12 protein-coding genes are annotated in these 11688 nt (G+C 38.9%); 7 read left to right on the forward strand and 5 right to left on the reverse strand.

Translation table 11 applies throughout. From position 1 onward, the window contains the following. Positions 1 to 233: 233 nt before the first annotated feature. From thrB to UNSWCS_RS05045, 5 genes are all read right to left on the reverse strand, one after another. Complete coding sequence (gene thrB / locus UNSWCS_RS05025) at positions 234 to 1118, reverse strand: homoserine kinase (protein WP_021087565.1); 885 nt, start codon at positions 1116 to 1118, stop codon at positions 234 to 236. An 8-nt stretch (positions 1119 to 1126) separates the two neighbouring features. After that, positions 1127 to 1528, reverse strand: a complete 402-nt coding sequence (locus UNSWCS_RS05030) for an Inactive of metal-dependent protease molecular chaperone (protein WP_021087575.1) — start codon at positions 1526 to 1528, stop codon at positions 1127 to 1129. Between the two features lie 41 nt (positions 1529 to 1569). After that, positions 1570 to 2454, reverse strand: a complete 885-nt coding sequence (gene lpxC / locus UNSWCS_RS05035; protein ID WP_004317248.1) for a UDP-3-O-acyl-N-acetylglucosamine deacetylase — start codon at positions 2452 to 2454, stop codon at positions 1570 to 1572. 60 nt (positions 2455 to 2514) lie between these two features. Then, positions 2515 to 3885: a M23 family metallopeptidase gene (locus UNSWCS_RS05040; RefSeq protein ID WP_004317224.1), complete on the reverse strand. Its 1371-nt coding sequence runs from the start codon at positions 3883 to 3885 to the stop codon at positions 2515 to 2517. 61 nt (positions 3886 to 3946) lie between these two features. Further along, entirely contained in the window at positions 3947 to 4777 is an 831-nt protein-coding gene (locus UNSWCS_RS05045; protein ID WP_009294324.1) for a prephenate dehydrogenase, read from the reverse strand. Between the two features lie 89 nt (positions 4778 to 4866). On the opposite strand from UNSWCS_RS05045, the gene bamA reads away from it, so the two are divergent. The 7 genes from bamA (at position 4867) to recO (ending at position 11538) form a co-directional block, all read left to right on the forward strand. Continuing rightward, complete coding sequence (gene bamA, locus UNSWCS_RS05050; RefSeq protein ID WP_021087566.1) at positions 4867 to 7122, forward strand: outer membrane protein assembly factor BamA; 2256 nt, start codon at positions 4867 to 4869, stop codon at positions 7120 to 7122. Positions 7123 to 7251: 129 nt separating this feature from the next. Then, positions 7252 to 8169 carry an acetyl-CoA carboxylase, carboxyltransferase subunit beta gene (gene accD, locus UNSWCS_RS05055; RefSeq protein WP_021087589.1) on the forward strand — a complete coding sequence of 306 codons (918 nt, stop codon included), beginning with the start codon at positions 7252 to 7254 and terminating at the stop codon, positions 8167 to 8169. A 2-nt stretch (positions 8170 to 8171) separates the two neighbouring features. Next, positions 8172 to 8627 (forward strand): 23S rRNA (pseudouridine(1915)-N(3))-methyltransferase RlmH, encoded by a 456-nt coding sequence (locus UNSWCS_RS05060; protein WP_009294328.1) that lies wholly within the window; start codon positions 8172 to 8174, stop codon positions 8625 to 8627. 11 nt (positions 8628 to 8638) lie between these two features. Continuing rightward, on the forward strand, positions 8639 to 8995 hold the full coding sequence (dksA, locus tag UNSWCS_RS05065; protein WP_021085778.1) for an RNA polymerase-binding protein DksA: 357 nt from the start codon (positions 8639 to 8641) through the stop codon (positions 8993 to 8995). 9 nt (positions 8996 to 9004) lie between these two features. Beyond that, a complete protein-coding gene (locus UNSWCS_RS05070) occupies positions 9005 to 10003 on the forward strand; it encodes a hypothetical protein (protein WP_021087570.1) in 999 nt (332 codons plus the stop codon). Then, complete coding sequence (locus UNSWCS_RS05075; RefSeq protein ID WP_021087571.1) at positions 10000 to 10923, forward strand: tRNA dihydrouridine synthase; 924 nt, start codon at positions 10000 to 10002, stop codon at positions 10921 to 10923. Before UNSWCS_RS05070 ends, UNSWCS_RS05075 begins: the two co-directional genes overlap by 4 nt. Beyond that, the gene (gene recO / locus UNSWCS_RS05080) at positions 10924 to 11538 is read left to right on the forward strand and encodes a recombination protein RecO (protein ID WP_021087592.1); all 615 of its coding nucleotides are present in this window, start codon (positions 10924 to 10926) and stop codon (positions 11536 to 11538) included. Positions 11539 to 11688: the final 150 nt, after the last annotated feature.

Genomic DNA, 11688 nt, shown 5'->3' on the forward strand with positions numbered 1-11688 from the left:
TCAAGTCCGAGGGCACCTTTAGTTTGTTTATCAATTATTTTTTTTAAAATTTTGTCGTCTTTTTGCAAACAGCCATCACACAGATAGAAACTGCGACCATTTCCTTTGCCGCACTCCAAATTCTTGCCTACCAAGCGGTATCTTTTTAGCAAGTTTTGAGAAAATTTGACTTTGCAAGCGACGCATGTCCTTACTGGATTATTTTTATTCATTATACCTTTTTAAACTTGTTTCTAGCTTTGCGTGATTTCGTATCCATCGTTATCAAATGAAAAAATTTCCACTCTAAAATCACCAAATTTACTCTTTAAAGCATCTTGTAAATTTTTAGCGTCGTCTTTATAAGCGATATTTAAAAAGCTTGAACCTGAGCCTGAAAGCGTACTCATAAGCGCTCCATTTTCATAGGCTACCTTTCGCACCTCAAAAAGCTCCTCTAAAGCGCTCATTCTACGCTCTTCGTGCATCATATCTTCACTTGCTATCTTCAAAAGATCATACCTTTTTTCATAAAAACAAGATGTTAAAAATGCAGCGTGAGAGAGGTTATTTATGCACTCTTTCATGGTGTAGTTTTTTGGTAAAATTTGCCTTGATGATGTCGTGCTCATCGGCTTATTTGGGATGACAACAACTGCTTTTATCTCGTCGCTTAAATTTATTTTATTTGCATAGACACTGCCATTTTTTACGATCGCGCTGATAAATCCGCCGTGAACTGCTGGCGAGATATTGTCCGGGTGGGTTTCATAGATGATCGCTTTATTTAAAACGACGCTTTTGCTGGCCTTAAACCCAGCCATCTCGTAAGCTGAAGCTATAGCTCCAACGATCACTGCAGAGCTACTGCCAAGTCCTCTTGAAAATGGGATATTGTTTTCAAAAACTACTCTAAAATTTTCATTTTTTCCAGTTAGCTCGAGAAAAATTTCATTAAAAATACTTAGAAAAATGTTGTTTCTTTTTAAATTTACACTATCGCTTCCCTCGCCATTTATCGAGACCGAGCTAAATTTAGATGGTTCGATCTTTACGCTATTAAAAAACTTTAAACTAAGCCCCAAAGCGTCAAAACCAGGTCCTAAATTTGCACTCGTAGCAGGGATTAAGATATTCAAATTTTCTCCTAAACAGCTTGGATGATATAATCTGGAAGTGTATCTGAATTTAGTTTTAATTCATCTAAATTTAAAGGCAACACAAATCTCACAGGCTCAACTTTTTCAAGTGAAATTTCACCATTTTTTAGAACAAAACTTAAATTTTTATTTGCCCTGATCGCTTGACCGCCATTTAGACTAAAGCCACTAACCGCGTAAAATTCACAGCCCTTTGCCAAAGAAAAAGTCTTTAAAATGACGTAGGCCACCTTTAGCCCCATGAAGCTGCCTGGCGTGTTTGCGTAGATGATCTTTGTGATGTTAAATTTAGAGGATAAATTTTCTAGGATTTTTATCAGAGCTTCGCTGACATGCTCGTCAGTTGTGATCTCATCAAATTTTACGCCATCTTTATAGACTCCAACCAAAAGCGGAGTCGATAAAGAGACTACTAAAATTTCAATATTTTTTATGCAAATACCTTTTGATACTCTTTTAAAAGCTCGCCACTAAGCGTTGCGATCTCATAATTTTTCTCGTCTGCCATTAAAGCAAGTGTTAGTTTGTGGTTTAGGTCGTGGCTACCCGCAAATGCTGTGTAATCACCTAGTAAAGGTGCTCCAAGCAAGCTCAAATCGCCAACCGCATCTAAAATTTTATGTCTTACAAACTCATTTTCAAATCTCAAACCCTCTGGATTTAAAATATGCGTATCATCGATAGCCACGGCGTTATCAAGCGATGCACCAAGGGCTAAATTTTGAGCTTGCAAGCGTTGCAAATCTTTTAAAAAGCCAAAAGTTCTAGCACGAGCGATATTTTTCACAAATGAGCTCTTGCTAAATTCAAAAACATATCTTTGCTCGCCGATAACTGGGTGGTCAAATTTGATCGTATAGTCAAATTTTGGATTTCTTGAAGGCGAAGTTCGCACAAATTTTGACCCCTCAACCACCTCGACCTCGCGGCGGACAAGGATGACTTTTTTACCAGCGTCAAGATGTCTTATACCAGCCTCATCAAGCAACATACAAAAGCTTATCGCACTGCCGTCCATGACAGGAATTTCATTTGCATCAACTGAAATTCTAATATTATCAATGCCGTATCCATTTACAGCTGCCATTAGGTGCTCTATCGTGCTGATAAAGCCCTTTTCGTTGCCAACAACGGTTGCCATTTGCGTATTTATAACGTTTTTAGGCTCAGCTTTAAAACTAATACCAAGATCTTCACGGTGCAAAATAATACCTGAATTTGCATCAAGAGGTTCTAGTATAAGTCTTATCGGCTCACCCTTATGAAGCCCTATACCAACGGTCTCAACGCGTCTTGCGATAGTAGTTTGTTTCAAAAATTTTCCTTATATTTTTTTGTTCGCTTATGATAGCACTAAAAAATCAAATTTGCAAATTTAATTCTTATCTATCATCGCCTTTGCGGCATCTAAGACACTTGTCACATTGTCTTTTATCCACTTTTTATCCATCCATTGTTGAGGTCTTACCTCTTCGCCTTGGACCAAAATTCCAAAGTGAAGGTGATCTCCAAGCGCAAGACCGCTCGTTCCAGTTGTACCTATTTGATCGCCAGCAGCAACCATGTCACCCTCTTTTACCTTCGCACTTGAGCAGTGACCATAGAGCGAATAAAGTCCAAATCCATGATCTATCACAATGTTTAAACCATAAATTCCATTCTCAGATGCTAGCACAACGCGACCTGCATTGCTGGCTATTATCGGAGCTGATGCCACGCTTGCAAAGTCTATACCCATGTGCCATGACTCACTTACTTGCTCGTTATTATATGTATAGAAGCGGTGGTCGGCAAAATCAGCTACTTTCTTGCCATTTCTAAGTGGGTAAAATGGGATGATATTAAAGCCGTTTGTGATGTCAGTATCGACGTTTGAAGTAAGTGCTGTTATCTTCTCTTCGTTTGAATTTCTTAGTGTTTCATTGACAAATTTCATCTTCTCAAGCCTTGAAAGAGCGTTTGGGTCTTTGGCGTATTGATCTGTTAGATCAACGATCTTTCCGTCTAAAAATCTATCATTTAAAGCAATAGTTGAAGTTTTGTATTTTACATTTTCATAAAAATATCTCACGTGTGATTTGCTCTCATTGCCCGCAAAGTCTCTTGCGATGACCTCAGCGCTAAAGTTTTCAACCTGCACTGGCCAAGCAACGAGTGCTGCGTAAAAGCCCTCTTTGTAAAATGGTACGGCCTTAAATTTCTTACCAAAATTTGTCTGGACATAGACCTCTTTTAGCTGATTGTCAGTCGCTCTAAAGACAACAACTGCGCTACCGCCTTTTGAGATAGAGTAAGACTGAGAAAGCACGTAAAGATCAGGCTTAGAGGTATCAAGTACGACTTCAACTTTTTTGCTTGCTTTATTTCCTGTAAAAAAGCCCCATTTGCTAGTATCGACTGCTTCTATGCTCATCTCATAAGTATCTTTTTGAGCGAAAAAGCCAGTTTTTGGGAAGGTTAAATTTACATCAAGCTCAGTGCTTGGATTTTGTATGATTTGATTTAGTAAATTTAGATCATTTTTGCCGTCATTTATGCTAATGCGCACAAATTTTATGCCGCTGTCATCTTTAAATTTGATATTCATAGGCGAGCGAAGGTTCCAATAAACCTTATCAGCAACGCCGATAATTGGCTCGTTTCGTTCAAAGTCTTTCGACATCAAAGCATATCCAAAGCCACCAGCTAATATCAAAACAAGTAAAACTACAACAATGCCAAAACCACCTATTCCACGTCTATACATATATTATTACCTTAAATTTTATTTGCGAAATTTTACATTTAATCAATAAATTTTTAGTTAATTACAAAATTTCTCTTACAGCTCTAGCTTCGCTCATCCAATCAAAAAGCTCGTCCCAGCGCTCATCTTTTATGAGATCTTTGCATAAATTTAGCTCTTTTTCAAACATATTTATCGCGGCAACGACGTTATTTTTATTTTGCTTAAAGATATCACTCCACATAAATGGCGAACTCTTTGCAACGCGTATCATGCCCTTAAATGTCGGCCCTCCAAGTGCAACGATATGCCTTTTATCCTCTTCTTTTAATATCCCGCTAGCAAGCGAAAATGCAATAGCGTGAGGCAGATGCGAGATGAGACCCACATGATGATCATGCTCTTTTGCACTCATGAAAATGATCTTCATGCCAAGGCAAGAAAATAGCTCAACGCTTCTTTTTACATGTTTTTCCGCACTCTCAGCAAAGTCACAAACAATAACAGTTGCCCCTGTGTAAAGTGACTTAAATGCAGCCTCAGGACCAGAGTACTCGGTACCTGCCATCGGGTGAGCCGGGATGAAATTTTTACGAATTTTTTCTGGCACGGCTTCTATTATCTTTTGCTTTGTCGAGCCAAAATCAATGATCGTCGTATCTTCGCTAATGTCGGTTAAATTTTGCACGATGCTTACGATAGCCTCAACTGGAACAGCCAAAAAGATGATGTCACACTTCTTTTTCATCTCATCGATGCTTAAAATTTCATGCACCAAGCCAAGTTCGAGCGCTTTTTTGCTGTGATTTTCATCTTTATCATATCCGCTGACACACGAGATCAATTTTTCATCTTTTAGCGCAAGACCAAGCGAGCCACCCATAAGACCAAGTCCAATGATACCTATTTTCATAAAAAACCTTTAAAATTATAAAATTTAAATTTTTTAAAAATAAAATATGATATTATACGCACTTATACTAAAACTCTAGGTTAAATTTAATGAAAAAGAAATTATTTTTACTAGCACTAGCTTTAAGCGGTCTAAATGCACAAACAATTCAGTCAATAAATTTCAAAGGTCTAATCCACCTTTCGCCTGATGTAGCCACGCAGATAATGGGGCTAAAAGTCGGTCAAGAGCTAACACCAAAGCTTAGCGACAAGGCTATCACAAATTTATACAAGCAAAATTATTTTGATGATATCTACATAGAAGATACAGGTAATGGCAATCTTTTAGTAAAAGTAAAAGAGAAGCCAAGCGTGGCTAGAGTCGATCTAAAGGGCGTTGTGACAAATGACAAAACTGCGATCGAGTCGCTAATCAACATCAAACCTGGCAATATGTATGATGAGCTAACTATCGAAAAAACAAAAGAGAGAATTCGCCAGTATTATGAGTCAAAGGGCTACTTTGACACAGTTGTAGATGTAGAAAAGCAGCCAGTTGCCGACAACGACAGCTCGCTTTTCATCACTCTAAACATAAACCGCGGCGAAAATATGATAATCAAAAAGGTAAATTTAGTCGGTGCAAAAGAGTTTGACTATGATGATATCGAGCCAGTAGTTGCAAACAAAAGTAGAGAATTTATGGGCTGGCTTTGGGGCAGAAACGACGGTAAAGTTAAACTTTTTGAGCTTGAAAATGACCCAGCAAGGATTCAAGATAAATATTTTCAGAAAGGCTATTTAGACGCGACTGTTTCGTCACCTTACCTAAATGCGTCATTTGATAACTACACAGCCGATCTTACATACTATATCCACGAGGGCGAGCCTTATAAGGTTTCAAATGTAAGCATCACAGCACCTGAAGAGCTAGGACTTGATACTAAAAAGATCATAGATGACTTTAGACTTGAAGCTGGCGATACGATGAACTCAGCAAGACTTCGCCAAGATATGAAAAAGCTTGACGATATGGTCGCTGATAAGGGTTATGCATTTGTCAAAGTCTATCCAAAGACTGACAAATTTGATGAAAATAAAACAGTTGATATCGACTACGAAGTTGATCCTGGCGAAAAAGTATATATAAGAAACGTTCAAATTTCAGGAAACGATAGAACAGTTGATCGTGTCGTAAGACGTGAGCTATATCTAACTGAGGGAAATTTATATAGTAGAACCGACCTTCAAGACTCAAAAGATGCATTAAAAAGAACAAGCTACTTTGATGATGTAGAGATAGAAGAGGATCCAGTTGATAAAAACACAGTCGATCTAAAAGTAAAGGTAAAAGAGGCTTCAACTGGCTCGATAAGCGGTGGTATCGGATACGGAAGTAGCGATGGCTTGCTACTTAACGCTGCACTTTCTGACACAAACATCTTTGGCTCTGGTCTTCAAGGACAAGTAAGCGTAGATAAGAGTGATAGAGAACTTTCAGGTCAGATAAGTCTTACAAATCCAAGAATTTTTGACTCAGAGTATAGCCTTGGCGGAACACTCTATGCAAACGACTACGACTGGAGAACATATAAAGAGAGAAGCTATGGCTTTAGCACAACACTAGGTAGAAAATTAACCAGAAATTTAAGTGCATCACTTACTTATAATATCGAGCAAAGTAAAGTTACTCTAAAAGATGATGAACTAAGAAATATAAATAAAGACACAGGAAAAGAAATTTATAGAGAAGGCAAGGCCATAAAAAGTGCTATAACTCCAGCTTTGACATACAATAGCACTGATGATTATTACTTGCCAAGACGTGGTATCATAGCTAGTACATCATTTGAGATAGCAGGACTTGGTGGTGATATGGATTTTGTTAAAAACCGCACAAATTTCAACTACTATCTAGGTCTTAGAGAGTACATCGACTACGATCTTATCTTAAGGTATAAAGCAAGCTTTGGCAAAATTTGGGAGAGAGGCTATACTCCGATCAACGAAAGACTTTACCTTGGCGGTATAAGAAGCTTACGTGGTTATGAGAGCAGAACCGTATCTCCAAAAGTAAAATACAAAGGCGACTACTATGAATACGGCGGCGAAACATCATTTAACAACTCAGTTGAGATGAGCTTCCCTATAATAGAGCGTGTCAAAATGCGTGGCGTTGTATTTTATGATTACGGTATGATCGGTGAAAATAGCCTAAATGAGATAAAAAGATCATCAGTTGGCACTGGTATCGAGTGGATAACACCGATCGGACCACTTCAACTAATCTTCGCAAAAGCTCTTAAACCTAAAGAGGGCGATGATACAAATACATTTGAATTTACTATCGGAAGACGCTTCTAGTAAAATACTTTTAAGGGGCTAGTTTGCCCCTTAAATCCCCCGCAAACACACAAACTTTAAGTCATATAAGAAAAAGCAAGGCTAACATTAGATATAATCCCACAATTTTTAATATAAGTGGGTAAAAAGATGAATTTCTCAGATATTTTTTCAAAGATAAGAAAAGCTCAACCTCGTCCAGAAGAAGCACCTACACACTGGGTAAAATGCGACAACTGCCACTCACTGATGTATTACAAAGAAGTTGAAGCTTGTTTTAATGTATGCCCAAAATGCGGCTACCACATGAGATTAAAAGCTGATGATCGCATAAATTTGATCTGCGATGAAGGTAGCTTTGTAGAATTTGACGCAAATTTAAAACCAGTAGATCCTTTAAATTTTGTCGATAAAAAATCATACAAAAAAAGAATTACAGAAAATAAAGAAAAAACAGGACACACAAGCTCAGTGATATGCGGCGAAGGCAAATGCAACGGACAAGAAATTCAGCTAGTTGTTTTTGACTTTGGCTTTATGGGCGGCTCACTAGCTTCAGTTGAGGGCGAAAAGATCGTAAGAGCGATAAAACGCGCGATCGAAAAACGCCAAGCCTTGATCATCGTAAGCGCATCTGGTGGCGCTAGGATGCAAGAGAGCACATTTTCTTTGATGCAGATGTCAAAGACTTCAGCAGCCCTAAAACTTCTTGATGAAGCAAGATTACCATATATTTCTATCCTTACAGATCCTACGATGGGCGGCGTTAGTGCATCATTTGCATGGCTTGGAGATCTAATAATCGCTGAACCTGGCGCGCTAATAGGCTTTGCAGGGCAAAGGGTTATTAAACAAACCATAGGCGCTGATCTTCCAGAGGGCTTTCAAAGGGCTGAGTTTTTGCTTGAACATGGTCTTATAGATGACATCGTGCCAAGAAGCGAGCACAAAAAATATATAAGCGATATGGTTAAATTTCTTACAAATAGCAAAGCTATGATCTCTAAAAGCGAAGTGACTACTGGAAACGAAGCTGGCTTTGAACTAAAACTAAAAACCAAAGGGTAAGTTTGGAAATTTCGGTTTTTAGCATTCAAAAATCATCGCGTGACAACTTTGAAAACGAGATACAAGAATATATAAAAATGAGTGCAAAATTTGCCAAGATAAACGACAAAATAATATTTAATGAAAAGATAGCAAAGGCTCAAAGCAGTGGCAGAAGCGATGCGCTAAGAGCTTATGATGAAATTTACGAGCCAAATTTAAAAGGCTTTTGCGTGATGCTTGATGAAAATGGCTCACAGCTTGACAGCCAAGAATTTGCTCAAATTTTAAACTCAAATTCACAGATCAATTTTTTCATAGGTGGAGCTTATGGGCTTAGCCAAAATTTAAAAAACAAGGCACAAAAAGTCGTAAGCTTAAGCAAGATGACTATGGCGCACAAAGTCGCCAAGCTCGTACTTTTTGAGCAAATTTTTAGAGGGCTTTGTATCAATGCAAACCACCCATATCACAAATAAAGGAATATAAAATGACTCAAAACGAGCTAAATTTTTTCAAAAAACTACTTGAAGATAGAAAGCTACAAATCAAAAAAAATATTTATGACTCATCAGTTGAAGTAAGCGGCCTAAGAGATAGTGGCGTAAGCGATGAATTTGACATCGCTTCAGTAAATACCGACCAGCTTATAGAGCAGTCTATATCAACCCAGCAAAGAGCCGAGCTTCACGAGATCGACGAGGCGCTTGAGAAGATAGCAAACAAGACTTATGGAATTTGTGACATGTGTGAAGAGGAGATCGGCGTCCCTCGCCTAAAAGTAAAACCGCATGCAAAATACTGCATAGCTTGTCGTGAGATAATAGAAAAAACAGCAAAAAACTAAGGAGAAAATATGAAAACCAGAAAATTTCTCGTCTACTGCATCATCTACACAGCAGTTGTTGCAGGACTTACCTATTCTCTTAATAGTTCAGACTTCACCTTTGAGCTCTTAGGTCAAGCCATAACCTTGCCAGTAGCTGTCTGGGTGGCACTTCCAGTAGCCCTTCTAGCGCTCCTTGCCCTACTTCACATCGCATATCACGGATACGCCTTTTATAGATATAAAAAATGGATAAAAAAAGATAGCCAACTCTACAAAGACCTTGCAAAAGAGACGCTTCTTGGCTTTGAGAGCAACAAAGACTTCAAAACCGATACTTACAAGATCGCCTCACAGCTCACACGTTCTATCTCACCAGTAGGCGAGCTTAAAGACGTTGGCGTTGATGACGGCGAGATAAACAATATCTTACAAACCATAAAAAGCATAAAAAACAAAGAGATCGTCGATCTAAAGAAATTTAGACTAGCAAAAGATAGCAAGCTAAACATCCTAAACGAGCTAAACAAGATCGAGCAGCTGCCGACTTACTATCTTGACGTGCTTAAAAACCAAGAGCAAAACGAGAGCCTTAAAAAAGCAGCCTTTAACAAGCTCATAAAAACAGCTTCATTTAGCGAGATTAAAAAAATCGATCCAGAGCTAGCAAGCGAAGATATAATGACTATTATCACGCGTTTTGTAAATGATGAGATCGACCTAAGTAGCGATGAAATTTTCGATCTTTTAAATAATGCAAAAGTAACAAAAGCACAATACGACAAAGCAGCTATAATGCTTAAAAATAAACTAAAACCAGACGCATTTATCGGCATCTTTGAGAAGCTAAAAAGCATCCATGCTGACGCTGATGAAGCCTACGTATATGCGCTATTTGAGCTTCAGATGCTTGATAAAGTAAGAGAAGCTATCGAGGGCAGCGATCCTGATGAGTTTAAAGAGATAAAGGTTTTACTATTTTTGCGAGATAACGGCAAAATGGTGCCTAGCTCGCTATTTTTTAAATGATAGACTTTAGTAAAAAGCCACTTTTCTTAGCGCCACTTGCTGGCTTTTCTGACCTGCCGTTACGAAGCGTCGTCAAGAGATTTGGCTGCGACGTCACTGTTAGCGAGATGATCAGTGCAAATGCTCTGGTCTATGAGAGCAGTGACAAAACCCTTGAAATGCTTAAAAAATCCCCAAATGAAGAGCCCTACGTCGTCCAGATAGCTGGTAGCGATATAGAAAATCTAAAAAAAGCCGTGCTGATAATCAATAAATTTGATGGGATTTACGGGCTCGATCTAAACTGCGGCTGCCCTGTGCCAAAGGTCGTTAAACAAGGCGCAGGATCTGCTCTGCTAAACGATCTAGACAAACTTCAAAGCATAATCGAAGCCATAAAAAGCGTCTCAAACAAAGAGAGCCTAAGCGTTAAATTTAGACTTGGCTTTAACGACAAAAACGAAGAGCGGATAGCAAAAGCCTGCGAAGAAGCCGGCGCAAACTACATCGCAGTGCATGGTCGCACCAGAGCTGGTGGATATACGGCGAAGGTTGATTATGAAGCGATAGCTAGAGTAAAGGCGAGCGTGAAAATCCCAGTCGTTGCAAATGGCGATATAAACGCGCAAAATGCAGATGAAATTTTAAATCTCACAAAATGTGACGCCCTAATGATCGGCAGAGCAAGCATCGGCAACCCTTGGATATTTCACGAGATAAAGACCAAAAGTAGCGTTGATAAGGCGCTAAAACAAGAGATCATCCTAGCTCACTTCGACGCTATGATCGAGCACTACGGCGAGCATGGACTTTGCATATTTAGAAAGCACCTCCACCAATACAGCAAGGGCATAGACGGCGCTACAAGCTTTAGAAATGAGGTAAATTTCATCAAAGATGCCCGCGTGATGAGAGAGCGCATAAGGGAGTTTTTTGCCTAGATGCAAGGCTATATCCTGCGCGTGCAAAAGGTCAGAGACGAGGACCTTTTAGTCTTTGTGCTAACGCCAAATTTGCTCGTAAAGTCATATAGATTTTTTGGCGCACGCCACTCAAACATCATGACTGGCTACAAGATCGACTTTGAGCTCGAGCAAGAGGCGAAATTTCTACCAAAGCTTAGAAGCATACTTCACCTTGGCTTTAAGTGGTTGCTAGAGCGCGACAAACTCATCATTTGGCAGCAGTTTATGCGCCTACTTTATGATCATCTAAAAGAGGTCGAGCAGCTTGATGAAATTTATTTTAACGAGCTTGATCGCTGTGCCAAACAGATGCAGCTGCAAAATCCAAAACGCCTTATCATCGAAAGCTACGTCAAAATTTTAGAGTATGAGGGCAGGCTTCACAGCGAGCTTGAGTGCTTTATCTGCGACGAGGAGATAGAAAGCGAGCTTTGCTTAACTCGTGGCTTTTTGCCATCTCACAAGCACTGCCTTGATAGGAGCGAATTTGACGCTAGCAAGATCAAAAATTTGTTTGATACAAAAAGCACGATCGAGCTAAACGACGATGAGATAAACCGCCTTTATAAAATTTTACTTGACGGACTTTAGGCTTTTACTTTCGTCCTCTCATCAAATTCTTTTAAAACATCCATTATCTTACTTGCTAGTCCCTCAAGCGTGTGATCTTTTTTAAGCTCTAAATTTCTAAGCTTTAAAATCCTAGCTAGTATATCTTTTAGATCTTTCTTACCAGATAGT

Source organism: Campylobacter concisus UNSWCS (assembly GCF_000466685.1).
Classification (GTDB): Bacteria; Campylobacterota; Campylobacteria; order Campylobacterales; family Campylobacteraceae; genus Campylobacter_A; species Campylobacter_A concisus_A.

What these genes read in the sequence shown, in the direction of transcription:
- recO (WP_021087592.1), top strand. Translation starts at nt 10,924, where the DNA reads ATGCAAGGCTATATCCTGCGCGTGCAAAAGGTCAGAGACGAGGACCTT.
- UNSWCS_RS05040 (WP_004317224.1), bottom strand. Translation starts at nt 3,885, where the DNA reads ATGTATAGACGTGGAATAGGTGGTTTTGGCATTGTTGTAGTTTTACTT.
- UNSWCS_RS05045 (WP_009294324.1), bottom strand. Translation starts at nt 4,777, where the DNA reads ATGAAAATAGGTATCATTGGACTTGGTCTTATGGGTGGCTCGCTTGGT.
- UNSWCS_RS05070 (WP_021087570.1), top strand. Translation starts at nt 9,005, where the DNA reads ATGAAAACCAGAAAATTTCTCGTCTACTGCATCATCTACACAGCAGTT.
- bamA (WP_021087566.1), top strand. Translation starts at nt 4,867, where the DNA reads ATGAAAAAGAAATTATTTTTACTAGCACTAGCTTTAAGCGGTCTAAAT.
- accD (WP_021087589.1), top strand. Translation starts at nt 7,252, where the DNA reads ATGAATTTCTCAGATATTTTTTCAAAGATAAGAAAAGCTCAACCTCGT.
- UNSWCS_RS05075 (WP_021087571.1), top strand. Translation starts at nt 10,000, where the DNA reads ATGATAGACTTTAGTAAAAAGCCACTTTTCTTAGCGCCACTTGCTGGC.
- dksA (WP_021085778.1), top strand. Translation starts at nt 8,639, where the DNA reads ATGACTCAAAACGAGCTAAATTTTTTCAAAAAACTACTTGAAGATAGA.